Annotated in this window: 27 protein-coding genes; 25 read left to right on the top strand and 2 right to left on the bottom strand. The window is 62.9% G+C overall.

Annotation, left to right across the window (positions count from 1 at the left end; all coding sequences use genetic code 11):
* Positions 1–8: 8 nt before the first annotated feature.
* Both AU381_RS08945 and motA read right to left on the bottom strand, forming a co-directional pair.
* Complete coding sequence (locus AU381_RS08945; RefSeq protein ID WP_064241374.1) at positions 9–956, bottom strand: FliM/FliN family flagellar motor switch protein; 948 nt, start codon at positions 954–956, stop codon at positions 9–11.
* Positions 957–959: 3 nt separating this feature from the next.
* Positions 960–1,838 carry a flagellar motor stator protein MotA gene (gene motA / locus AU381_RS08940; protein WP_064241373.1) on the bottom strand — a complete coding sequence of 293 codons (879 nt, stop codon included), beginning with the start codon at positions 1,836–1,838 and terminating at the stop codon, positions 960–962.
* Between the two features lie 183 nt (positions 1,839–2,021).
* Here motA and AU381_RS08935 point away from each other — a divergent pair, with 183 nt between their 5' ends.
* From AU381_RS08935 to AU381_RS08815, 25 genes are all read left to right on the top strand, one after another.
* Entirely contained in the window at positions 2,022–2,801 is a 780-nt protein-coding gene (locus AU381_RS08935) for a DUF1217 domain-containing protein (RefSeq protein WP_064241372.1), read from the top strand.
* Position 2,802: 1 nt separating this feature from the next.
* Complete coding sequence (gene flgF, locus AU381_RS08930) at positions 2,803–3,528, top strand: flagellar basal-body rod protein FlgF (RefSeq protein ID WP_064241371.1); 726 nt, start codon at positions 2,803–2,805, stop codon at positions 3,526–3,528.
* A gap of 103 nt (positions 3,529–3,631) precedes the next feature.
* Positions 3,632–5,032: a flagellar protein export ATPase FliI gene (gene fliI / locus AU381_RS08925; protein ID WP_064241370.1), complete on the top strand. Its 1,401-nt coding sequence runs from the start codon at positions 3,632–3,634 to the stop codon at positions 5,030–5,032.
* Between the two features lie 2 nt (positions 5,033–5,034).
* The gene (locus AU381_RS08920; RefSeq protein ID WP_064241369.1) at positions 5,035–5,586 is read left to right on the top strand and encodes a hypothetical protein; all 552 of its coding nucleotides are present in this window, start codon (positions 5,035–5,037) and stop codon (positions 5,584–5,586) included.
* A gap of 180 nt (positions 5,587–5,766) precedes the next feature.
* The gene (gene flgB, locus AU381_RS08915; protein WP_064241368.1) at positions 5,767–6,147 is read left to right on the top strand and encodes a flagellar basal body rod protein FlgB; all 381 of its coding nucleotides are present in this window, start codon (positions 5,767–5,769) and stop codon (positions 6,145–6,147) included.
* Between the two features lie 5 nt (positions 6,148–6,152).
* Positions 6,153–6,572: a flagellar basal body rod protein FlgC gene (flgC, locus tag AU381_RS08910; protein ID WP_064241367.1), complete on the top strand. Its 420-nt coding sequence runs from the start codon at positions 6,153–6,155 to the stop codon at positions 6,570–6,572.
* Positions 6,572–6,907 (top strand): flagellar hook-basal body complex protein FliE, encoded by a 336-nt coding sequence (gene fliE / locus AU381_RS08905; RefSeq protein WP_064241366.1) that lies wholly within the window; start codon positions 6,572–6,574, stop codon positions 6,905–6,907. The genes flgC and fliE overlap by 1 nt, the downstream gene beginning before the upstream one ends.
* 11 nt (positions 6,908–6,918) lie before the next feature.
* Positions 6,919–7,707 (top strand): flagellar basal-body rod protein FlgG, encoded by a 789-nt coding sequence (flgG, locus tag AU381_RS08900; RefSeq protein ID WP_012706860.1) that lies wholly within the window; start codon positions 6,919–6,921, stop codon positions 7,705–7,707.
* A gap of 18 nt (positions 7,708–7,725) precedes the next feature.
* On the top strand, positions 7,726–8,235 hold the full coding sequence (gene flgA / locus AU381_RS08895) for a flagellar basal body P-ring formation chaperone FlgA (RefSeq protein ID WP_064241365.1): 510 nt from the start codon (positions 7,726–7,728) through the stop codon (positions 8,233–8,235).
* A complete protein-coding gene (locus AU381_RS08890) occupies positions 8,232–9,347 on the top strand; it encodes a flagellar basal body P-ring protein FlgI (protein WP_064241364.1) in 1,116 nt (371 codons plus the stop codon). Before flgA ends, AU381_RS08890 begins: the two co-directional genes overlap by 4 nt.
* Entirely contained in the window at positions 9,344–9,883 is a 540-nt protein-coding gene (locus AU381_RS08885; protein WP_064241363.1) for a MotE family protein, read from the top strand. The genes AU381_RS08890 and AU381_RS08885 overlap by 4 nt, the downstream gene beginning before the upstream one ends.
* A complete protein-coding gene (gene flgH, locus AU381_RS08880) occupies positions 9,880–10,590 on the top strand; it encodes a flagellar basal body L-ring protein FlgH (RefSeq protein ID WP_064241362.1) in 711 nt (236 codons plus the stop codon). The genes AU381_RS08885 and flgH overlap by 4 nt, the downstream gene beginning before the upstream one ends.
* Positions 10,591–10,601: 11 nt before the next feature.
* Entirely contained in the window at positions 10,602–11,093 is a 492-nt protein-coding gene (locus AU381_RS08875) for a flagellar basal body-associated FliL family protein (RefSeq protein ID WP_064241361.1), read from the top strand.
* Between the two features lie 55 nt (positions 11,094–11,148).
* Entirely contained in the window at positions 11,149–11,886 is a 738-nt protein-coding gene (gene fliP / locus AU381_RS08870) for a flagellar type III secretion system pore protein FliP (RefSeq protein WP_064241360.1), read from the top strand.
* A 284-nt stretch (positions 11,887–12,170) separates the two neighbouring features.
* On the top strand, positions 12,171–13,079 hold the full coding sequence (locus AU381_RS08865; RefSeq protein WP_014761109.1) for a flagellin N-terminal helical domain-containing protein: 909 nt from the start codon (positions 12,171–12,173) through the stop codon (positions 13,077–13,079).
* 248 nt (positions 13,080–13,327) lie between these two features.
* Positions 13,328–14,248, top strand: coding sequence for a flagellin N-terminal helical domain-containing protein (locus AU381_RS08860; protein WP_064241359.1), 921 nt, complete (start codon positions 13,328–13,330; stop codon positions 14,246–14,248).
* A gap of 304 nt (positions 14,249–14,552) precedes the next feature.
* Positions 14,553–15,470, top strand: a complete 918-nt coding sequence (locus AU381_RS08855; protein WP_064241358.1) for a flagellin N-terminal helical domain-containing protein — start codon at positions 14,553–14,555, stop codon at positions 15,468–15,470.
* Positions 15,471–15,775: 305 nt separating this feature from the next.
* Positions 15,776–16,738: a flagellin N-terminal helical domain-containing protein gene (locus AU381_RS08850; RefSeq protein ID WP_064241357.1), complete on the top strand. Its 963-nt coding sequence runs from the start codon at positions 15,776–15,778 to the stop codon at positions 16,736–16,738.
* Positions 16,739–17,110: 372 nt separating this feature from the next.
* A complete protein-coding gene (locus AU381_RS08845; RefSeq protein WP_064241356.1) occupies positions 17,111–17,764 on the top strand; it encodes a hypothetical protein in 654 nt (217 codons plus the stop codon).
* Positions 17,761–18,966, top strand: a complete 1,206-nt coding sequence (locus tag AU381_RS08840) for a MotB family protein (RefSeq protein WP_064241355.1) — start codon at positions 17,761–17,763, stop codon at positions 18,964–18,966. The genes AU381_RS08845 and AU381_RS08840 overlap by 4 nt, the downstream gene beginning before the upstream one ends.
* Positions 18,967–18,971: 5 nt before the next feature.
* Positions 18,972–20,273, top strand: a complete 1,302-nt coding sequence (gene motC / locus AU381_RS08835; protein ID WP_064241354.1) for a chemotaxis protein MotC — start codon at positions 18,972–18,974, stop codon at positions 20,271–20,273.
* A complete protein-coding gene (locus tag AU381_RS08830; protein WP_064241353.1) occupies positions 20,270–21,742 on the top strand; it encodes a flagellar hook-length control protein FliK in 1,473 nt (490 codons plus the stop codon). The genes motC and AU381_RS08830 overlap by 4 nt, the downstream gene beginning before the upstream one ends.
* Entirely contained in the window at positions 21,693–22,244 is a 552-nt protein-coding gene (locus tag AU381_RS08825; RefSeq protein ID WP_064241352.1) for a transglycosylase SLT domain-containing protein, read from the top strand. The genes AU381_RS08830 and AU381_RS08825 overlap by 50 nt, the downstream gene beginning before the upstream one ends.
* 272 nt (positions 22,245–22,516) lie before the next feature.
* On the top strand, positions 22,517–23,188 hold the full coding sequence (gene rem, locus AU381_RS08820; protein ID WP_064241351.1) for a transcriptional activator Rem: 672 nt from the start codon (positions 22,517–22,519) through the stop codon (positions 23,186–23,188).
* Positions 23,189–23,278: 90 nt separating this feature from the next.
* Positions 23,279–24,493, top strand: a complete 1,215-nt coding sequence (locus AU381_RS08815) for a flagellar hook protein FlgE (RefSeq protein ID WP_064241350.1) — start codon at positions 23,279–23,281, stop codon at positions 24,491–24,493.
* The last annotated feature ends 7 nt before the right edge of the window (positions 24,494–24,500 follow it).

Genomic DNA, 24,500 nt, shown 5'->3' with positions numbered 1-24,500 from the left:
GGTGTCGGTTAACTCATGATGTGACGAAGGATGTCCTGCTCGGAACCGTGCGTATCCTTGATGCGAACCGTGTATTTCGACCCGGACCGGCCGAATTCGCAGACATAGAGGTCACGCCCGTTGGCGTTGACCTCGACCCGCACCTCCTGGCCGTCATGAAAGGGGATCACGTCTCCCGGCTGCAGCCGGCTGATCGTCGCGAGTGTCAGGCTCTCCAGTCGGATGCGCGCCTCGATCGTTACGGCAGAGCGGCGAATCTGCTCCTCGAGCTGCTCGCTCCAGCCCGTCTTCATATCTTCGTTCCGTCCGGCGCTCCTCGGCGGGACGACGTGGGTCTTGAGCAGCACGCTTTGCGGGATGATCACCGAGAAGGTGGAAAGCACCGGTCCGAGACCGATGGTCATGTCGATCGAGGCGGCGTAGACATCCTCGAGCGTCGGGTCGGGCTGCATGCGTTCCGCACCGTTATGCGGCCGTCCGACCACCGGCTCGAACCCGCCGGACGCGTTTACCGCCATGCGCACGGCCTCGGCGATCCTGTCGAACACCGGCACCGCGACGTCGATCTCGATCTTGGAGAGCGCCCGCGGCAGCGGCTCCTCGATGTCGGTGGGCTCGGCGCCGAGCAGGGCCTCGACGAGCGCGATGAGGACGGGGCTGTCGCAGCCGATCTGGAAATCGGCGCACCAGTTGCGGAGAGAAACGTCGCTGAGGAGAACCGCTTCCCCGAGGTCGGCGATGAGCTCGTTCCTCAGCCCCATCGTGAAGCCGGCATAGCCGATCGCGAGCTCGCACCCGGCCTCCGCCCTGAGCATGTCGGGAAGGAGTTCGCTGAAGACATGGCCGAGTTCCAGAGCGGTGCGGCCGATGGTCTTTTCGTCGCCGAGCGCACCGGTCATGCGCGCCAGGAGTCTCTTGTCGAAGGCGTAGACGTTCGATGCGGTGCTCGGGTTCATGGATTAAGCCGCCTTGCTTTCGCTACCGCCGCCCGGATTCATCATCTCCTGTTCGACCGCATCGATGGACGGCCGCTCATAGGCGGAGATCGTCTTGCGGCCATATTCGAGAGCGACCTGGGGAACGGAGCCGTTCATGTAGGCAAGCAATGTCTGCTTGACGATGACGTAGAGCCGGTTCTGCTTCTCGCGGACCGCCTTTATGTTGGCGACGAGCGGACCGACGATCGAGTAGGAGAGGAACACGCCGAGCAGCGTTCCGACGAGGGCGGCGGCGATTTTCGCGCCCAGCACTTCCGGCGCTTCGTTGATCGCGCCCATCGCCTTGATGACCCCGAGAACAGCAGCCACGATGCCGATGGCCGGCAGGGCATCGCCCATGCTCGTCAGAGCGTGGTAGCACTTCATCTTGTCGTGGGTGATCGTCTGGATCTCCTCGTCCATCAGTGCTTCGATCTCGTGCGAGCGGGCATTGCCGATGATGATGAGCCGCACATAGTCGCAGATGAACGCCGTCAGTTCCTTGTTCTGCAGGACGGTCGGCGCGGATTGGAAGATCGGCGACTCCTCGGGATTGTCGATGTGGCCTTCGATCTCGTTGCGCGACTTGGTTCTGAGATCGCGCATCAGGCTGTAGAGCACGCCGAGCGTGTCGAGGTAATGGCGCTCCTTCGGTACCTTGTGCTTGAACGCCTCGCCGAGCGCCTTGCCGGTATCCTTCACCACCTTCATCGAATTGGCCATGATGAAGCCGCCGATGCCGGCCCCGCCGATGATCATCAGTTCGAAGGGCTGGTTGAGGACTTCCAGGTGGCCGCCCATGGCGAGGTATCCGCCGAGGATACAGCCGAAAGTCACAAGGAGCCCGATGATGATGTTCATTGTCGATACCTGTCGCGATCGTGAATTTCCCCTGACGGAATAGGATTTCTTCCTTGCGTGAGGCTGGCCGTGATCCCCGGCCAGAGCCGGCACGCCGAACAGGTTCGCGCAAGCCAATAAGGGCAGGATTCACCAAGGTCGGGCCATGGCGCCGGGCCGCCATTTTGGACAGGGCGAGCGATCGTGACCACGACCTATACGAGCTACAAGCTGATAACCGCCGACCTCACGAGGTCACTGGAGCGCGTCTCCGAGCAGCCGGACGTGGCACGCGAGACGGAATACTACCTTTCCAGGATCGGCAGCATCAAAACGCTCGACGAGTTCTTCGCCGACAGCCGGCTCTATGACTATGCGATGAAGGCACACGGTCTCGAGGACATGGCCTATGCCAAGGCCTTCATGCGCAAGGTGCTTTCGGAGGGCATCGACAGCGACGACGCCTTTGCCAACAAGCTGGCGGACAGCCGCTACAAGGCCCTCGTCGAATCGCTGAACTTCGCGCGCCACGGCGATACGGCTACCTCGTTCGAGCGTGCGCAGAAGGGCGTCGTCGACAAATACACGCGCCAGACGCTGGAGCAGAATGCCGGAGAAGAAAATACCGGCGTCAGGCTGGCGCTCTACTTCGAGCGCATGGCGCCTCTGATCACCAGCGGTTACGAGATCATTGCCGACGAGGCGCTGGCACAGGTCGTGCGGGCCGCGCTCCAACTGCCCGAGGAGTTTGCCGCAGCCGATGTCGACCGGCAGGCCGAGGCCTATGAGGAAGCGATTGACCTCAAGGACTTCCAGGATCCGGTAAAGCTCGCGGCTTTCATCGATCGCTTCACGGCCCTTTGGGAGATCGACAATTCGTCCGACGGCTACGATCCGCTTGCGGTTTTCGGTTCTTCGAGCGGCTACGGAATTTCCCCCGACCTGCTCCTTTCCATCAACAATCTGAAACTCGGGGGACGCTGACGTGCAGACCGGCCTCTATGTGGCGCTGTCATCGCAGATGGCGCTTGAGAAGCGCTTGAACACGCTTGCCGACAATATCGCGAACGCCAACACGGTCGGCTTCCGTGCGACGGAAGTGAAGTTCGACCAGGTGCTTGGCGATACGAAGCCGACCCGGGTCGCTTACGTGTCCGAAGGCGAGGAATACTTGAGCACCAGCAACGGCGCCTTGGCGCGGACCGGTTCCGCGCTCGACTTCGCCGTCAAGGGCAACGCGTGGTTCTCCATCGACACGCCCGGCGGGCCGGCCCTGACCCGCGACGGCCGCTTCACCCTGACGGAGACCGGTGAGCTGGTGACCATCAAGGGATATCCGGTGCTCGACGCCAGCGGGGCGCCCATCCAGTTGAACGGCGGGGCGGGCGAGATCACCGTCGGGGCAGATGGCGCCATCCACCAGAACGGCGTCCAGGTCGCGCTGCTCGGCCTTTATGAGGCGGATTTCTCCAGCGGCTTTGTGCGCTATGACAACAGTGCCGTCATGCCCGCCGCTCAACCGGAGCCCGTTGTCGACCGCTTCGATGTCGGGGTGATGCAGGGTTTCCTCGAAGAATCGAACGTCAATGCCGTCCAGGAAATGACGCAGCTCATCATGGTGACGCGCGCCTTCGACAATGTCACCGCTTTGATGCGCGACAGCGAAGGATCGCTTGAAGAAGCGATCAAGACGCTCGGCGGCGAACGCTGATGCGTATCGTGCAAAAACGCAACGCGCTCTGAGGCGCGGCGGGAAAAGTGTGAAGCGGCCATGCCAAGGCAACGGGCCGGGGTCGATCGCAACGGAAATCTGCATGGAACGCCAAGGCTCTGACATCATTCCGGCTTCGACCTCGCTGGCGGCGCTCGCCGGCCTGGTCGAGCGCTATGCGAATCCCGACTTTTCGATCGCCCCTGGCGGTCATGTCCAGACGATCTCGCCGGGGCACTATACCGTCAGCGGTTTGTCTCGCCATGTGCGGCTCGGGGACTTCGTGGCGCATAAGAGTGCGACCGGCACGCATCTCGGGGAAGTCGTCCGCGTCGAACCGGAGCGGGTCGTCGTCTGCCCGATCGAGCCCGGCGATCCCATCGGCATCCACGATACCGTCATCCGCAAGGGGGCCTTCCGCATCGCGCCGACGGACAACTGGTGCGGCCGCACGATCAATGCGCTGGCCGAGCCGATAGACGGCCTGGGCCCCCTCCTGCAGGGCGACGTTCGCCGTTCGATCTCGAATACCGCGCCGCCGTCGATGACCCGCAGACGCGTCGAGCAGGGTTTCAAGACGGGCGTGCGCGCCGTCGACATCTTCTCGCCGCTCTGCCTCGGACAGCGCCTCGGCATCTTTGCCGGCTCCGGCGTCGGCAAGTCGACGCTGCTTTCGATGCTGGCGCGCGCCGACGCCTTCGACAAGGTGGTGATCGCGCTGGTCGGCGAGCGCGGCCGTGAAGTGCGTGAATTCATCGAGGATACGCTCGGCGACAATCTTGCCAAGTCGGTCGCCGTCGTCGCCACCAGCGACGAGAGCCCGATGCTCAGGAAAATGGCGCCGCTCACGGCGGTGACGATCGCCGAGCACTACCGCGACAAGGGCGACAACGTTCTGCTGATCGTCGACAGCGTGACGCGTTTTGCCCATGCGATCCGCGAGGTGGCGACGGCGGCGGGAGAGCCGCCGATCGCCCGCGGCTATCCGGCTTCGGTCTTCACCGAATTGCCGCGCCTGCTCGAGCGCGCCGGCCCCGGTGCCGAAGGGACGGGCACGATCACCGCGATCATCTCAATCCTGGTCGACGGCGACAATCACAACGATCCGGTTGCCGATTCGGCGCGCGGCATTCTCGACGGGCACATCGTGCTCGACCGCAGCCTGGCCGAGGAAGGGCGCTATCCGCCGATCGATCCGCTGGCCTCCATCTCGCGCCTGGCGAGGAAGGCCTGGACACCGGATCAGGAAAAGCTCGTGGCGCGGCTGAAATCGCTCATCCACCGCTTCGAGGAGACCCGCGACCTCAGGCTGATCGGCGGCTACCGCGCCGGCGGCGACCCGGATCTCGACATGGCGATCAAACAGGTGCCCGTCATCTATGACGTCCTCAAGCAGACGCCCGGCGAGCGGTCCGCCGTCGATGCCTTCACCGATCTTGCCAATGCGCTGAAGGCAGCCGCCATGGGCAACCAGCCCGCCGCCGGCATCCGGGGGAAGGGATAGCAATGACCGATAACGACGCGGACGAAATCGTCCATCAGCGCCGGCGCGACGCCAAGATGCCGTTGACCGATAAGGTCCTCGGCGCGATCGGGCTGGCCATGGCTGCCTTTGCGACCTTCTTCCCGTGGTACGCCTTCCTGCACCAGGACCAGTTCTCGATTCCGCCGCTCTGGCAGGGAACGACGCGGGATCTGCCGGAGCGCCCCGGTCGCGGCGTCGTGTCGGTCTCGCCGCTGGCGATGACCGATATGGACGAAGGGACCGCCGCAGCGATCGATCGGCTGACGACGGCAACCGTGCCGGGGCTGGAAGATCAACCCGCAGCAGCCGCGCGCGAGCCGGCAGACGGCCCGGAACAGCCCTTTCCCGAACCGTCCGGCTTCAAACTGATGCACGTCGCCAATGGAAGGGCGCTGATCGAGGACGCGACCGGCATGTATATCGTGCGCATCGGATCGGCCCTGCCGGACAACAGCCGGCTTGCCACCTTCGAACAGCGGAACGGCCGCTGGGTGATGATCACCTCCAAGGGCGAGGTCTACCAGGCCAAGTAGGCCGTCAGGCCACCTTGCTCGCCCGGGAATTGCCTCACGCATCAGAATTCGGCGAAGGGCCGCTTCGCCGCCAAGGCGACACGGCGAAAATCCCCCGCATTGCCCTCCGCATCCGCTTTTTCGACAAGTCCCACGCAAGATTACCGGCCTAGGGTCTCCTCATCTCATGAGGAGTGATCGATGGATCCGATTCAGCTTTTCGAACTCGCGTCGCGCCAGGCCAAATGGCTGACGATCCGCCAGAATGTCGTGGCCGGCAACATCGCCAATGCCAATACGCCGCATTACAAGGCAAGAGACGTCCAACCCTTCGAAAGCGTGCTTCAGAACACCGGCATCCAGATGGCCGCGACCCATCGCGCCCATTTCACCGAGAGCCCGGACGCCGCCCAGGTGACCGAGGTCAGCATGATCGACGACGTGGCGGTCCAGCAGTCCGGCAATACCGTCGCGCTCGAGCAGGAAATGATGAAGACGGGCGCGATCAAACGCGATTACGAACTCAATTCGGGGCTGGTGAAATCCTTTCACCGGATGATGCTCATGACGGTACGGAAATAAGACTCATGGATCCTTTGACCTCGGCACTCAAGGTTTCGGCTTCGGGCCTGCAGGCGGAATCGACGCGCCTGCGCATCGTTTCCGAAAACATCGCCAATGCCCGCTCCACCGGCGACGTACCAGGCGCCGACCCCTATCGGCGCAAGACGATTTCCTTCGCCGCGGAAGTCGACCGGGCAAGCGGCGCATCGCTCGTCGAGATCCAGCGCCTCGGCACCGACGATTCGGATTTCAATATCGAGTTCGACCCCGGCAGCCCGGCCGCCGATGAGAAGGGCATGGTGAAAATGCCGAACGTCAACGTGCTGATCGAGATGGCCGACATGCGCGAGGCCAACCGCGCCTACGAGGCCAACCTGCAGACCATCAAGCAGTCCCGCGATCTCATCTCCCAGACAATCGACCTGTTGAGGGCTTCGCAATAATGATCGATGCAATTCAGTCCGTCGGCGCGTTTTCGACTATGAAGGAGGCCGAGGGCACCAGCCTCATCGGCTCCACGGCGCTCTCGCTGCCGAACGCTGCAGCTTCCGCTCCGCAATCGCAAAGCTTCGCCGAAGTCCTCGGCAACATGACCGCGGACGCCATCAGCTCGATGAAATCGGCGGAAGGGGCGTCGCTGCACGCGATCCGCGGCGAGGCGAACACCCGCGAGGTCGTCGATGCTGTGATGAGCGCCGAACAGTCGCTGCAGACCGCGATCGCGATCCGCGACAAGGTGGTCACCGCCTATCTCGAAATCGCGCGCATGCAGATCTGAAGGAACGTGACATGAAGGCCCTTTCCATCGCCGCCACGGGCATGAACGCCCAGCAGTTGAACCTCGAAGTCATCGCCAACAACATCGCCAACATCAACACGACCGGCTACAAGCGGGCGCGGGCGGAGTTTTCGGATCTGCTTTATCAGACGGAGCGCGCCCAGGGCGTGCCGAACCGCTCCAATCAGGCGATCGTGCCGGAAGGCGCCATCGTCGGTCTCGGTGTCCAGACGGCCGCCGTCCGCAACCTCCACGTCCAGGGCAGCCTCGTCAATACCAGCAACGATCTCGACCTTGCGCTTGTCGGCCGCGGCTGGTTCCAGGTCGAAACGCCCAACGGCGAGACGGTCTACACCCGCTCGGGTGCCTTCAACACCAATGCCACCGGCCAGCTCGTCACCATCGACGGCTACACGGTGGTTCCCGGCATCACCGTACCGCAGGATGCGACCGAGATCACCGTTTCCGCGTCCGGCCAGGTTCTGGTGCGGATCGGCGACGCCACGGAGACCCAGGAAATCGGCCAGCTGACGATCGCCAATTTCGTCAACGAGGCCGGTTTGGAGCCGCAGGGCGAAAACCTCTTCAAGCAGACGGCGGCATCCGGCGAGCCGATCGTCGGCACACCGGCCGATCCTGGCTTCGCGCAGATCAAGCAGGGCTATCTGGAATCTTCCAACGTCGATCCGGTCAAGGAAATCACCGATCTCATCTCGGCCCAGCGCGCCTACGAGATGAACTCGAAAGTCATCCAGGCCGCCGACGAGATGGCCGCCACGGTGAGCAAGAACCTCAGGTAACGGGAAGAGGGGGCAAACATGATGTTTCGCCGATCGGCCGAAAGGGCAGCAATCGAAAGCGATTCCACGCGCTTGACGCGGCCGCTCGCCTTCGTCGCGATCGCCGCCGCCCTGCTGTCGCCGGCGCTCGCTTCCGCTCAGCAGCCGACCGCTGTCATTCCGAAACAGACGATCTATCCTGGCGAAACGCTCGAGGCGAGCATGTTGGAAGTGGTCGAGGTGACCAATCCGGATCTCGCCGCCGGTTATGTCGGTTCCCTCGAAGAAGTCGAGGGCAAGGTGACGAAGCGGACGCTTCTGCCGGGACGGGTGATCCTCGCCTCGGCGCTGCGCGACCGATACGCGGTGGAGCGCGGCTCGACGGTTCGGCTGATCTTCAACAATGGCGGGCTGACGATCACCGCCTCCGGCTCGCCGCTGCAGGACGCGTCGGTCGGTGAATTGATCCGCGCCCGCAACATCGATAGCGGCGTCATCGTGTCCGGGACGGTGATGGGCGACGGCACGATCCATGTGGTGGCGAAATGACGATGCGCGTTTGCAAGTGGTTGCTGACCTTCGCCTTCCTGTTGGCGGCGACCTTGGCACCTGTCCATGCCGCGTCGCGGATCAAGGACGTCGCCTCGCTTCAGGCCGGGCGGGACAACCAGCTCATCGGCTACGGACTGGTGGTCGGGCTGCAGGGAACCGGCGACAGCCTGCGTTCCTCCCCGTTCACCGAGCAGTCGATCCGCGCCATGCTGCAGAACCTCGGCATCTCGACCCAGGGCGGCGAGTCCCGGACGCGAAACGTGGCGGCGGTCCTGGTCACCGCCACGCTGCCGCCTTTCGCAAGCCCCGGCAGCCGCGTGGACGTCACGGTCGGCTCGCTCGGCGATGCGGCGTCGCTGCGCGGCGGCACGCTCGTCATGACGTCGCTTTCGGGTGCCGACGGGCAGATCTATGCGGTAGCCCAGGGCTCGATCGTCGTCACCGGCTTCAGCGCCCAGGGTGACGCCGCCAGCTTGTCGCAAGGCGTGACCACGGCCGGCCGCGTCCCGAACGGTGCGGTCATCGAGCGCGAGCTACCGTCGAAGTTCAAGGACGGCTTCAACCTCGTGCTGCAATTGCGCAATCCGGACTTCTCCACCGCCGTCGGCATGGCGGCGGCGATCAACAAGTTCGCCGCTGCGCAGTTCGGCGGCCGCATCGCCGAAGCCTTGGACTCGCAGTCCGTTCTCGTCCAGAAGCCGAAAATGGCCGATCTCGCCCGGCTGATGGCCGACATCGAGAACCTCGTCGTCGAGACGGACGTTCCGGCACGCGTTGTCGTCAACGAACGGACCGGCACGATCGTCATCGGCCAGGACGTGCGCGTTGCCGAAGTCGCGGTCAGCTACGGCACCCTGACGGTGCAGGTGACCGAGACCCCGACGGTCGTGCAGCCGGCGCCCTTCTCGCGCGGGGAGACGGCGGTCGAGCCCAATACCACCATCGAGGCGCAGTCGGATGGCGGCACGGTCGCGATTCTCAACGGGTCGAGCCTTCGCTCGCTCGTCGCGGGCCTGAACAGCATCGGCGTCAAGCCGGACGGAATCATCGCGATCCTGCAGAGCATCAAGACGGCGGGAGCCCTTCAGGCGGAGCTTGTGCTGCAATGACCGGAATTTTCTACCATCTTCTCGGCAAGTCTCGCCGCACGCTGGTGGCCGCGGCCGCGGGCGGAACGATGCTGGCGATGCCTGGCGCATTCGCACAGGACGTCACCGCGCCGCCGGCTGAAAGCGCTGCGACCAACGAGATCCAGCAATTCTGCACCAATATCGCCGACGCGGCGCGCGACCAGCGCTACCTGTTGCAGCGCAAGGACCTGGAAACCTTGCAGGCGAGTGTCGACGAACGCATTGCGACTCTCGAAAAACGCCGGGCCGAATACGAGGACTGGCTGAAGCGCCGCAACGATTTCCTGAAGCAGGCGGAACTCGGACTCGTCGATATCTACAAGACGATGAAGCCAGATGCCGCCGCCGGCAAGCTCGAGATGGTGCGCCCGGAGATCGCCGCGGCGATCGTCATGAAGCTGCCGGCGCGCCAGTCCTCGCTGATCCTCAGCGAGATGAGCGACGAGAAGGCGGCGGTGCTCACCAACATCATCTCCAGCGCCAGCGACCCGAACACCTCGAAGGAGCCATCATGAGAATGCAACTTACGGCCATCCTGGCCGCGAGCCTCCTTGCGGGATGTCAGAACCAGGCCTTCAATGAGATCGGCCAGGCGCCGGCGATGAGCCCGATCGGCAGCGGCCTGCAATACACCCAGACGCCGCAGCTTGCCATGTATCCGAAGCAGCCGCATCAGATGACCGCCGGATACTCGCTGTGGAACGACCAGCAGGCCGCCCTCTTCAAGGACGCCCGCGCCATCAATGTCGGCGATATCCTGACCGTCGACATCCAGATCGACGACAAGGCGTCCTTCAACAACGAGACCGACCGTAGCCGCACCAACTCCAGCGGCTTCAATCTCGGCGCCGGCGGCGAATCGCAGACCAGCGACTTCGAATGGTCCGGCAATCTCGAATACGGCTCGAACACCAAGACCGAAGGGGACGGCAAGACCGAGCGCTCCGAGAAGCTCCGGCTGCTCGTCGCCGCCGTCGTCACCGGCGTGCTGGAGAACGGCAATCTCCTGATCAGCGGCTCGCAGGAAGTGCGCGTCAACCACGAACTGCGCATCCTCAACGTCGCCGGCATCGTCCGGCCGCGGGATGTCGACGCCGACAACATCATCTCCTACGACCGGATCGCCGAGGCCCGCATCTCCTACGGCGGCCGCGGCCGGCTGACCGAAGTTCAGCAGCCCCCCTATGGCCAGCAGATCGTCGATCTCATTTCGCCGATCTAAGGGGCGTGACGATGGAAGAAATCGACAGCAAGCAGCAAAAGTCGCCGTCGCTGGTCATGACCATTGCCGCGGTCGCCCTGGTGACGCTCGTCGCCGGCGGCGGCGGCTGGCTTGTCGGCGCCCTTCTGGCGCCGCCGCCGCCGCAGAAGACCGAGGCGGCGGCGGAGGTGCCCCCGAATGCCACCGGCGAGGAGGGCCTTCCGAAGGTCGCCACGGAGGCCAACGGCATCGTCCAGCTCGAACCGATCACCACGAACCTTGCCTATCCGGCGGAAAACTGGGTCCGCCTCGAGGTCGCGCTGCAGTTCGAGGGCGCCCCCGACGTCGCCTTGGCCGAAGAAGTCCACCAGGACATCGCGGCCTATCTCAAAACCGTGTCGCTGCAGCAAATCCAGGGCCCGCGCGGCTTCCAATATCTCCGGGATGACATCCAGGAACGGGTTGACCTGCGCTCCGGCGGGCGCGTAACCAATGTGATGTTCCGAACCTTCGTCATTCAATGATTCGGCAGGGTCAGGACCACTAGATTCATCCATTCTGTACAGGTTCTGACCCTGGATGCTCCGGATTGCTGCATTTATTGTCGCCATGATGGCGATGTCGGGAATTGCCGGGGCCCAGAGCTTTCCCGCCGATATTCTGAACGCGCCGGTCGATGGCTCGGTCGCCTCCTGGATCATCCGCACCTTCGGGCTCCTGACCGTCCTTTCGGTGGCCCCAGGCATTCTGATCATGGTGACGAGCTTCCCGCGCTTCGTCATCGCCTTTGCGATCCTGCGCTCAGGCATGGGCCTTGCGACCACGCCGTCGAACATGATCATGGTGTCGCTGGCGCTGTTCATGACGTTCTATGTGATGGCGCCCACCTTCGACCGCGCCTGGCGCGAGGGCATCGATCCGCTGCTGAAGAACGAGATCTCCGAGACCGAGGCGCTGCCGCGCGTCTCCGAGCCCTTCCGCGAGTTCATGCTTGCCAACACGCGCGACAAGGACCTGCAGCTCTTCATCGACATAGCCCGCGAAAAGGGCCAGACCGTCGTTGTCGACGACAAGGTGGATCTGCGCGCGGTCGTCCCCGCCTTCATGATCTCGGAGATCCGTCGCGGCTTCGAGATCGGCTTCCTGATCATGCTGCCTTTCCTGGTGATCGACCTCATCGTGTCGACGATCACCATGGCGATGGGCATGATGATGCTGCCGCCAACCTCGATCTCCCTGCCGTTCAAGATCCTGTTCTTCGTGCTGATCGACGGCTGGAACCTGCTCGTCGGCAGCCTGGTGCGCTCCTTCACCTGAAGCGCAGCCGGTGTCCCTCGTTAAGACATTCGGCGACCCCACAACAATCCGTTAAGCATAGGATTTCATGCGGGATTCACCACGTTCCCGCATCGCCTCCGGGCCGCCCCGCCGGTTAAGATGTTGGCAAGAAATGGCTGCGAATTTCGTCTTCACACGACGGGTTTGGTGTCCTTCACGAGCTGAGTGGAACCGAGTGGCATGATGCCGGATCGTCGTGACCGGTAACGAATTTTCAGCCCGGTATGTCCCCCCAATCAGTATTTCGTAAGGGACAAACGAATATGGCAAGCATTCTCACCAACAGCTCGGCAACGGCCGCTCTCCAGACGCTGCGCTCCATCTCCTCCAGCATGGAAGACACGCAGAACCGCATTTCCACCGGCATGCGCGTCGGCTCTGCCTCCGACAACGCCGCTTACTGGTCGATCGCGACCACCATGCGTTCCGACAACGCAGCTCTTTCGTCGGTCACCGACGCGCTCGGCATGGGCGCCGCCAAGGTCGACACCGCTTATGCCGGTATGGAAGCGGCCATCGACGTCGTCAAGGAAATCAAGGCGAAGATCGTTGCCGCCACGGAAGAAGGCGTAGACGGCGCTAAGGTCCAGGAAGAAATCGACCAGCTCCAGGACCAGCTCCTGAGCATTGCCGAATCCGCTTCCTTCAACGGGGAAAACTGGATTGCCGGCGAGGCCGCGACCAAGACCGTCGTCACCGGCTTTGTCCGGGCTTCGGACGGCACCGTTTCGATCAAGACGTCCAGCTACGCGCTCACCGATGCGGCCGATGGTACGCTCCTCTTCGCTGATGACGGCGCAGGTGGACTTGATACCGCAACCGGTATCCTCGGCACGGATGGCACCAACGGCAACAATGTCTACGGCCTCGACATTTCCGCGATGGACGCCACGGCACTTGGAGAAGCACTCTCCGACGTCGAAGACGCGCTGACGGCAATGACCAGCGCCGCCTCTTCGCTCGGTTCGATGTCGACCCGTATCGATCTGCAGGCCGACTTCGTTTCCGAACTCAGCGACTCGATCGAAAACGGTATCGGCCGCCTAGTCGATGCCGACATGAACGAGGAATCGACCCGCCTCAAGGCCCTGCAGACGCAGCAGCAGCTGGCCATCCAGGCTCTGTCGATCGCCAACTCCGACTCGCAGAACATCCTGTCGCTCTTCCGCTAATCGGCGCGCCGGCACGGAGGCTGACCGTGCCGCAACGCTGGAAAAGAGCCGCGACCGAATTCGGTCGCGGCTTTTTCGCATTTTTTGTTCCGCTTCAGCATTCCTTAACCATCTTGCTGTTTCCTAGCACCATCGAAACGGCGGGTTAACCAATGAAATTAATTGGTTAGCAGGCATGACGCTGACCGTCGCTTTCCGGCGAACTCCGGAATGTCCCTTCTTAATCAGCCACTAAGGGGCACTCAGAAATGACAAGCATTCTTACCAACATTGCAGCCATGTCCGCACTCGAAACGCTGCGGAGCATCGGCAGCAACATGGAGACGACCCAGGGCCGCGTCTCCTCCGGCCTGCGCGTCGGCGAGGCGTCGGACAACGCCGCCTACTGGTCGATCGCGACCACCATGCGTTCGGACAACATGGCGCTCTCCGCCGTCCAGGACGCCCTCGGCCTCGGCGCCGCCAAGGTCGACACCGCCTATGCCGGTATGGAATCGGCCATCGAAGTCGTGAAGGAAATCAAGGCCAAGGTCGTTACCGCAACCGAAGAAGGCGTCGACAAGGCCAAGGTCCAGGAAGAAATCGATCAGCTTCAGGAACAGCTGCTGTCGATCGCCGAATCCGCTTCTTTCAGCGGCGAGAACTGGATCGGCGGCGTAGCCGGCAATACCGTGACCGTCGTCTCCGGCTTCGTCCGCGCGTCCGACAGCACCGTCTCGGTCAAGACGACCAGCTATGCGCTGGTTGATGGCGTGACGGGCGGCAACTTGCTGTTCAGTGACGACGGCACCGGTGCTCTCGACACGGCGACCGGGATCCTGGGCACCGCTGGTGCATCCGCTGGCGCGTATGCTGTCTACTCGCTGGACATCAGCGCGCTCTTGACGACAGACATGAACGACGTGCTGTCGGACGTCGACGATGCGCTCTCGGCCATGACCAGCGCTGCTGCTGAGCTCGGTTCGATCTCCATGCGCATTGGCCTGCAGGAAGATTTCGTCGCGAAGCTGTCCGACTCGATCGACTCCGGCGTTGGCCGTCTCGTCGATGCCGACATGAACGAGGAATCGACCCGCCTCAAGGCTCTGCAGACGCAGCAGCAGCTTGCTGTTCAGTCGCTGTCGATCGCCAACAGCAACTCGGAAAACGTCCTCCAGCTCTTCCGTTAATCGACAAAGCCGGGCTAGGGGTCAATCGATCCCTGACAAACCGAGCCACTTCAGAAAGCCGCGCCTTGCGAAAGGCGCGGCTTTCACGCGTTTAGGCTTCAGCGTAAGGAAATTGTTAGGTTTTGTTAATTTTGTTAGCCCCTTTTAGACTTTGTTAACCATGTTCCCGTTAGCTGGCCGCATCGAAACGATGAGTTAACCAAGGTGACCAGCGGGTTAACAGGCATGAAGCCGATCATTCGTTCCCGGTAGCGATCCGGAATGTTCCTTTCATTCTAATGCTATTCGAGGGGCGAACAGACCAATGACCAGCATCCTGACGAACACGGCGGCGATGGCCGCACTTCAGACCCTCCGCTCGATCGACGACAATCTGGAGACGACGCAGGGCCGCGTTTCATCGGGGTTGCGTGTGGGCGAGGCGGCCGACAACGCCGCTTACTGGTCGATCGCCACCACCATGCGTTCCGACAACATGGCGCTTTCCGCCGTTCAGGACGCGCTCGGTCTCGGCGCGGCCAAGGTCGACACCTCTTATGCCGCGATGGAAAGCGCCATCGAAGTCGTCAAGGAAATCAAGTCGAAGATCGTTGCGGCCACCGAAGAGGGCGTCGACAAGTCGAAGATCCAGGAAGAAATCGACCAGCTGCAGGAGCAGTTGATGTCGATCGCCGAATCAGCCTCCTTCAGCGGCGAAAACTGGGTCGCCGGCGACGCGGGCGACAAGACCGTGGTCTCGGGCTTTGTGCGTGCGTCCGACGGCACAGTTTCGGTGAAGACGACCACCTATACGCTCGACGACACGGCGACCGGCAACTTGCTCTTCGGCGGCGATGGCGCGGGCGCAATCGTGGACACCAGCGGCATTCTCGGCACCACCGGCGGCGCGACGATCGGCGTTTCCATCTATGCCCTCGACATCGTCAACTTCGATACCGCGGAAATGGCCGAGGCGCTGACCCTCGTTGAAGAGGGCCTCCAGGCGATGACGAGCGCGGCCGCCGAACTGGGCTCGATCTCCATGCGCATCGGCCTTCAGGAGGATTTCGTCGCGGCTTTGACCGACTCGATCGACTCCGGCATCGGCCGCCTCGTCGACGCCGACATGAACGAGGAATCGACCCGCCTGAAGGCCCTGCAGACGCAGCAGCAGCTTGCCGTCCAGTCGCTGTCGATCGCCAACACCAACTCGGAAAACATCCTCCAGCTCTTCCGCCAGTAGGACCGGTTGGCAGCCGTTAAGGCTGCTGTCCCAGCTGCCAATTCTTGAGGCCGCGCAATCGCTGCGCGGCCTTTCGGCGTTCTGGAAGTTCCGGTCCCGGCAAGATGATTTAAGCCTTTCTTCATACATGTTAATCGTCCGTTAACCGCGTTAACCATTTGTTAACCATTTGACGTTAACGCTTTGTTAAGCAGGATGATCTGTCCACCCAGGGCAAAAAGGTGGCAGCGCGCATGACGCCGTACCATCCTCGCCGGTTTCCCACCCGGAATGTCTTCGACCTCCCATCGATAGGGCGATAGCCGATGACCAGTATCATGACCAACGCCGCCGCGATGGCGGCATTGCAGACCTTGCGTTCGATCAACAGAAATCTGGATGAGACCCAGAGCCGCGTGTCCTCCGGCTATCGCGTCGAGACCGCGGCGGACAACGCCGCCTATTGGTCGATCGCGACGACGATGCGGTCGGATAACGCGGCGCTTTCGACCGTCCAGGATGCGCTGGGCTTGGGTGCGGCCAAGGTCGATACCGCCTATGCCGCGTTGGACACGGTCATCGACCTGATGAGCGAGGTCAAGGCGAAGCTGGTGGCGGCACGCGAGCCCGGCGTCGACAAGAGCAAGATCGACAAGGAGCTCTCGCAGCTGAAAGACCAACTGGTGTCGGCAGCCCAATCGGCTTCCTTCTCGGGTGAGAACTGGCTTTACAACGACGCGAGCGCAGCGGTAGGCACGAAATCGATCGTTGCCTCCTTCAATCGCAGCGCCGAGGGCAGCGTCTCCGTTACGACGCTTGATTATGACACGTCGGGCTCCATTCTCGTGGACGTCCAGGACGCGAGCCGCGGCTTGCTGACGATGGCTGTGGATGCGGATGCGCTTGTCTCGGCTCCGACCGGATCGGCCCGGGAATACTACCTGATAGACGCCGGCAGCCCTCCGGCCGGCACGGAAATTGCGCTCTCCGACACGACGACCGACAGCGAGTTGGACGACATGATCAGTGTCGTGGACGATCTCATCAGCCAGTTGACCAATTCTGCCGCGACGCTCGGCGCTATCACCAGCCGCATCGAAATGCAGGAAAACTTCGTCGCCAACCTCATGGATGTGATCGACAAGGGCGTCGGCCGTCTCGTCGACGCCGACATGAACGAGGAATCGACGCGCTTGAAGGCGCTGCAGACCCAGCAGCAGCTCGGCATCCAGTCGCTCTCGATCGCGAACACCAACTCCGAAAACATCCTGAGATTGTTCCAGGAATAAACGAAATCTTCCCTTCCGCCGTGCCGCCGGTCATCGGCATCTGGCGGGACTGGTTGGACCGCGCTGTTGCCCTGGCGCGGTCCAACAACCTTCATTTTCGCACAAGTTTGGCCGGCTAGTTTCCCTTCGCAGTCTGCTCGGCCGGCTGCCGGTCAAATTGATCTTGGCCGCCGCTTGCACCGGTCCCGCCTCGGGGTCCGCCCTCCGCGAACCGTTGCGCATCGAGAATGCTGGTCCTGTCGCTGTCTCGGGTGAGCAGGATCGAAGGAGACATTACGTGTCAGGCGCTGTGGATTTCTGGACCATGCGGCAGCCGCTGCCGGACAGGCGGAGCGCTCCGGTATCGGCGGCGAGCCGCCGGGGAGACCGTCGATGAGTGCGTCGCTCTCCCGCTATCTCAAGGATTTCAGCGCGCCGAAGATCGAACTCACGCGAATGCCGCCGAAATTTTTTCCGGACCTCGAAGGGGACTTTCCCGCCGAAGACCGGTCCGCACAGAGGTCGCCCATGCCCGAGATCGACGTCGATGCGGAGCGGCGCGAAGCCTTTGCGCAGGGCCGCGCGGAAGCCGCTGCCGAGCTCGCCTTCGAGCATCAGCGGGAGCTCGCCGAACTCAAGGCGCGGCACGCCGAAGAGCTCGACGCCGTGAAGCATCGCCTGGCGGAAGAAACCGCCTCGAAACTCGCCGCCGGCTTCGCCGAGATCACCGAGCGGCTGGCGCTGGCGCTCGGCAACCAGGCGGCGCGCGTGCTTGCGCCGGTCCTGGGCGAGGCGCTCATCAAGCGCGCCGTCGAGGATCTAGCGACGATGATCAGGCAGGGCGTCGGCGCGGGAGAGGGGCTCACCATCACGGTCAAGGGATCGCCAGTGCTCTTCGAATCGCTGAAACAGCATCTGGATGACGACACGTTGGTATTCCGGCACGTGGTTGCCGACGACATCGATCTCACGGTCGAGATGGGCGAAGCGGTTCTGGTGACCAGAATGGCGGCCTGGGCCGATACCGTCCGGAAGGTTCTGGCATGAGCGACGAAAGCCATCACAACGGCAAGAACGAAATCATCATCGTCAAGCGTTCCGGAGACGGGCACGACGGCCATCACGGCGGCGGGTGGAAGATCGCCTATGCCGACTTCATGACGGCGATGATGGCCTTCTTCCTCGTCATGTGGCTGATCAATGCCGCCAACGAGGAAACGAAGGCGGCGATCGCCTCCTATTTCAATCCGGTGCAACTCACCGATCAGAAGCCCGCGGAGAAGGGCCTGAAGAATCCCGCCAAGGATGCCGAGGGTGAAGAGACGCAGCAGCGGTCGAAGGCGGATGGCGACCAGGCGAAGTCCGGTGGATCGGCCAAGACCGGCGACCAGTTGACGGCAACCTCGGGCGAAGAGACCAAATATTCCGACGCCGATTTCTTCGAGAACCCCTATTCGGTTCTCTCCGAAATCGCCCGCGAGGTCGGCCGTGAGGCCAATATCAGCGTCAAGGGCGAGGGCGGCGCCGCTCAGTCGGGACCGGCGACCGGCGCCGACGGCGGCGAGGCCTATCGCGATCCGTTCGATCCCGATTTCTGGACCAAGCAGGTCGAAGTCAAGGATGCCGGCAATGCTGCCGAGAGCCAAGTCGCGGCGGCTGAGAAAAATGCCGCGCAGGCGGGTGCCGCACAAAGCCCCGCCAATGGCGAGGCGCCGGCGAAGACCGCGGACGAGCCCGGCACGGGCGAGGTACCGCTCAAGAAGGAAGCGGAAGCACAGGAGCGACAGAAGGAAGCCGAAGCCCTGAAGGCCGACATCGAGAAGGCGATCGGCGGCGAGGCGGGGCGGCTTCTCGAGGGGCTGCTGGTGACGCCTTCCGAGGGCGGGCTGCTCGTCACGATCAGCGAGCAGACGGACGCGCCGATGTTTGCGGTGGGTTCTGCCGTTCCGGAAAAGGAGCTCGTCCTCGCCATGGAGAAGATCGGCAAGCTGCTCGCCGATCGACAGGGGGCCGTGGCGATCCGCGGCCACACGGATGGCCGCCCGTTCAAGGACGGAACCTATGACAACTGGCGGCTGTCTGCTGCGCGCGCCCAGAGCGCCTATTACATGCTGGTCCGCGGCGGCCTCAAGGAAGAACGCGTCAATCAGATCAGCGGTTTTGCGGACCGGCGCCTGCAGGTGCCGAACGAACCCTATGCCGCCGCCAACCGGCGGATCGAGATCCTGTTGCATTCGGGGCAGGGTTGAGAAAGATGCTGGAGCGGCTTCGCGCTATCCTCGCGACTTCGGTTCTCGCGGCACCGCTCGCAATCGGCCTCGCACGCGCAAGCGAGACGGAAGAGCTCGCTCCGTTCAAGATGATCCGGTCGCTGCAATACGTCCAGGATTCCGTCGTGCTCGGCGATCATTCGGCGATCGAGATGCAGCGCTTCATGCTGGGCGAGATCGACAAGCGTCTGAGGGCGGCCGATGAGGCGATCTTTCGCGATCCCCGCAACGTCGATGCGGCGCTCGTCTATGTGATGAGCGGCGGCAATCCGGAAACGCTGGAGTACCTTACGGACCGGGATATCGAGGGCAACTTCGACGCCCGGGTTACGGATGCGCTCAGGCAATATCTGCGCGGCAAGGGACCGTTGATCGTCGAAAATCTCTCCAATGCGGCGCCCGAATACAAGAACTCCCGTGTCGGTCCCTATCTGTTTCTGATCCTCGGCAACGCCATCTCGCAGCAGGATCCCGTTGCCGCGATGAAATATTACGACTGGGCGCGTCTGACGGCGCCCGGCACCATCATAGAGGAGGCGGCGCTTCGCCGATCCGTACCGCTTGCGGCGAGGGCAGGCGATCCGGACAGGGGCTTGCGCTATGCGCTGAACTATGCGCGGCGCTACTTGACGTCGCCCTATGCGAGCCAGTTCGCCGACGTGTTCGTCGAACTGGCGGTCGCTCACTTCGGCGAGGCGGTGGAAAAGAGAGTCGCCGAGATTCTCGGCTTCATGGATCAGGCGCGCCAGCGCGAGGTCTATCTGCGCGTCGCAAGGCGGGCAGCGATCGCCGGGAACCAGCCTCTGGCGCGCTTGGCTTCCAGCCGGGCTGAAACGCTCGCCGGCGACGGCGGCGGGCAACCGCAGCTGCTGGCGAGCTTCTACGACGGGCTTGCGGCCGTGCCCTCGCAGGACGTCTTCGCCGCGGCGCAGACGCTGGCAGCGATTCCGGACGAGAAGCTCTCGCCGCGCGACCGTGCCCTCAGGGAGGCCGCCAGGGCGATTGCGGAGGAGGTTGTGCGACTACCGCAGGATGAAAGCCCCGCGCAAGCGTCAACACCTATACCGGAAAGCAATACTGGCCCCGCGGCAGATGGCGGCGAAACAGAAGAAACCGGAAGCGGCATGAGTCCCTTTGCCAAGGCGGTCGAAACGCCGCCCCCGCCGGATGACGAGCCGCCAGCGGAGACCGACGCAGCATCCGATCCGGCGCTTGAGGGGTTCATGACCAGCGGGCGCTCGAAGATCAAGGAGATCGATGCGCTCCTTGCGAAGGAAGGACTATGAGGCCACTTGAACAGACGTTCCGCGCTCCCGCCACGGCCATCGGTGCCCGATCCGGATCCGGCCGTGCAGGAGATGAGCAAGTTACGGGAGAGCCCGGCGCCTTCGAGAGTGCAGTCGCAGATGCCGGCCGCCAGAAGGTACCGGCCCAGGGTGCCGCTCAGGGCAACGGAGAGGATGCCGTCGCATCTCTCGCGGGCGACGCGCAAGCCCCGGCCGTCGAGTTGACGATCGGCAATCGTCAGGCAGGCGTCTTGATGGCGAGCACCGTCACGGGAACCGCTCGCGGTTCGATGCCTTCGGCGCAAGGCCGCGGCCAGGCGGATGCGGAAGGCGCGCTCCCGAAAGACCGGACAAAGCTCGACGCTTTCCGCGGGAATGGAAACCTCCAGCATCCGGTGGGCAGGGCGTCGGTTGAGAGCGAGGAGGTCAGCGACACGGACGGCAATGTGGCCACGATCAGGCCGAAGGGCCATGCGCCGGCGGAGACCGGCGCAGCAGAGACGTTCGAGTCCCAGGGGATCGCGGAGGGCGATACGGGCTCCGCCGCGCCGGCGAACGGTACCGTCAGCGACCTCCTGTCGTTGCTCGGCGGCAACGCGCCGACGATCATGGACATTCAGGCCACGGACATTAGGACCGCGGACACGCCAACACCTTCGGCCACTGACCGCGCCCGCCCGGCAGCCGAGACAGCCAATGTCACGGCGGACGCTGCCGCGGGGGACGGCTCACGAACCGAACAGCAAGGCGATGCCGCGTCCGACCGCCTCTTCCGCTTCGCGCGCGCCGACGGCAAGGGACAAGCGGTTTCGATGACCGTGTCGGCGGACGGCGAAGCAACTGCCGTCGAGAACAGCAGGTCTTCTGCGAACGCCAAGGCCGAAACCGTAACCGTCCTCGAGGCGCGCCGCTATCTCGGGGTCGCGATGAACACCAACTCCGCCTCGGTGGCGGGTGCGATCGCCGGTGACGGCGGATGGGCGCAGGCGCTCCAGTCGAGCGCGGCGTCGGCGCAGACGGAAGCATCCAGCCAGGCCGGCAAGACGCTGAACACGTTGAAGATCCAGATGCATCCGATCGAACTCGGCACGGTCACGGCGACACTGCGCCTGAAGGACGACGAACTGCAGGTCGACCTGAAGGTGGAAACGGGCGAGGCGTTCCGTCAATTGCGCGATGACCAGAGCGAGATGGTGAAGGCTCTGCGCGCCCAGGGCTTCGCGGTCGACCAGGTCAACGTCGTGTTCAATGCCGGCGGCGATGCTTCGAACAGCGGCGGTTCGCAGCCGCAGACGCAGGCCCAGCTTGGCCAGTCGGGCCGCGAACGGTCCGGTGAAGACGGCGGCCAGGGGCGTCAGCGGCAGAATGGTGGCGAGGCTGCGATGGCCGAGACATGGAGGGGCGGTGATGGAACGGACGATGCGTCTGGCGGCGTTGAGCGCTCTCGCACTGGTCACGTCTACATGTAGCGCGGTTGCGAGCGCCGGTGTCTGCGAACGCGAGATCGCTTCCGCCGCTGCCAAGTACGGCATCCCCACCGGTATCCTGTACTCGGTCGGCCTGACGGAGACCGGCCGCAAGGGATCGCTGCAGCCCTATGCGATGAACATAGAGGGCAACGCTTATTTCGGCACGAGCGTTCAGGATGTCCTCAGCCGGTTCGGCGCTGCACGGGCGCAAGGCGCGAAGCTCATCGATCTCGGTTGCATGCAGATCAATCATCATTTCCACGGCGAGCATTTCAGCTCTCCCGAGGAAATGCTTGATCCGCGACGGAATGTCGACTATGCGGCCCGCTTCCTCTCCAATCTGCGCGCCAGGCACGAGAGCTGGACGATGGCGGTCGCCCGCTATCATGCCGGGCCGAACAACGATCCGGCGCAGAAGAAATACGTCTGCCGCGTCATCGCGAATCTCGTCGCGACGGGCTACGGCAAGTGGACGCCGAACGCGGCCGAGTTCTGCCGGTAAACAATCCGAAGTTGTGATATTCGCGTCCGTTCCGCATTGTGGCGACAATGCGGAGAGATTGTGATCGCAAGCGCTATTTGTTGCCATGCGTTAACTTTTCCACACCAGTTTAGTGTCATCCTTAACGGGCGCATACTAGATATAGATCAAATCGGCACACATTCCTTAATCAACTATTAAAATCTCCCATTAACTTTCTCTAGTTGTTCGTGAATCCCCGGATTCGTACCTCTCAACCAGTGAGACACCCATACTGATTCGGAGGCGGACGAATGATCGTGGTGGTTGATGAAAGAGAGCTTGTGAAGGACGGCTACGCGTCCCTGTTCGGGCGCGAGGGCATTCCTTCGACCGGGTTTGATGCCAAGGAATTCGGCGAATGGGTGAACACTGCCGCCGATTCGGACATCGATGCGGTCGAGGCGTTCCTGATTGGCCAGAGTGAAAGCGCTTTCAGCCTGCCGCGCGCCATCCGCGACCGCTCGCAGGCACCGGTGATCGCCATGAGCGACACGCCTTCGCTGGAAAACACGCTCGCGCTGTTCGACTGCGGCGTCGACGACGTCGTTCGCAAGCCCGTGCATCCGCGGGAAATCCTCGCGCGCGTCGCGGCGATCCGCCGGCGCCTGAAGGCAATCGCCAACTACACGGACATCGGGCCGATCCGCGTTTTCGCCGACGGCCGCGATCCGGAGATCAACGGTGAGGTCTTCGCGCTGCCGCGCCGCGAGCGGCGCATCCTCGAATACCTGGTCGCCAACCGCGGCCGGCGGGTCTCCAAGTCGCAGATCTTCAATGCGATCTACGGCATCTTCGACGAAGACGTCGAAGAGAACGTCGTCGAAAGCCACATCAGCAAGCTGCGCAAGAAACTGCGCAAGAAGCTTGGCTTCGATCCGATCGATTCCAAGCGCTTCCTTGGCTACTGCATCGACTGGAACTGAGCCGGAGCGACGGAAGGGCGGGGCACCAAGACAGGTTCACGCAAGGCCCGACTTCTAGTCTCCCACTGAAGCAGGAAACGAGGATCCTCCATGAGTCTCTACGGTACCATGAGAACGGGCGTCTCTGGCATGAACGCCCAGGCAAACCGCCTCAGCACGGTCGCTGAAAACGTCGCGAACTCCAGCACCGTCGGCTACAAGCGGGCCTCGACCGAATTCTCGTCGATGATCCTGCCTTCCAGCAACGGTTCCTACAATTCCGGCGGCGTAGAGACTTCGGTGCGCTACTCCATTTCCGACCAGGGCTCGACAACCTATACGACATCGGCAAGCGACCTTGCGATCGACGGCGACGGTTTCTTCATCGTTCAAGGTGCCAACGGCCAGGAATACCTGACGCGCGCCGGTGCATTCGTTCAGGATGACTCGGGCAATCTCGTCAATGCGGCGGGCTTCACCCTGATGGGCTATGAATACGAGGCTGGCGTCGATCCGACGGTTGTCGTCAACGGCTTCGATGGCCTGACCGAGGTCAACCTCGCCTCGCAAGGTCTCACCGCAGCCGGCTCTACGGAGGCCTCGATGGGCGCCAACCTGCCGTCCGGCGCAGCGAATGGTGACGTTTCGACGACCTCGCTCATCGCCTTCGACACACAGGGCAACAGCCGTATCCTGGATTTCAATTACACGAAGACCGGCGACAACGCGTGGTCTCTCGAGGTTCTCGATCGGACCACCGGTACGTCGCTCGGCACGCAGGCACTGGATTTCGACACAAGCGGCGCTCTGACCACGTCTCCGTCAACCATGACGATCAGCGGCTCCCTCCTCGGCGTAATCGCCGGGACCGGCGCCGAGCTCAACGACATAACTCTTGATTTCACCGAAACCACCCAGCTCGGTACGTCCTTCACCCCAGATGGTGGTGAGATCGATGGCAACGCACCGAGCAAGGTCTCCGGCTATCAGATCGACACGGACGGCGTCGTCTACATCAAATATGCGAATGGCGAGCTCGAGCCGCGCTACCGCATTGCTCTTGCCAATGTTCAAAGCCCCGACAAGCTGGTTCCCGAATCCGGCAACGTCTATTCGCAGGGTGTCGATTCCGGCGTCATCGTCACCGGCTTCGCCGGTTCCGGCAGCTTCGGCGAAATCCTTTCTGGGGCGCTTGAAAGCTCGAACGTCGATATCGCCGACGAGCTGACCTCGATGATCGAGTCGCAGCGCAACTACACGGCCAACTCCAAGGTCTTCCAGACCGGTTCGGAGTTGCTCGAAGTCCTCGTGAACCTGAAGCGGTAATACCAAG

Source organism: Sinorhizobium glycinis, from assembly GCF_001651865.1.
GTDB lineage: Bacteria > Pseudomonadota > Alphaproteobacteria > Rhizobiales > Rhizobiaceae > Sinorhizobium > Sinorhizobium glycinis.
Note: the sequence above shows the minus strand (reverse complement) of the source record. Positions and strands in the feature narration are given on the sequence as shown.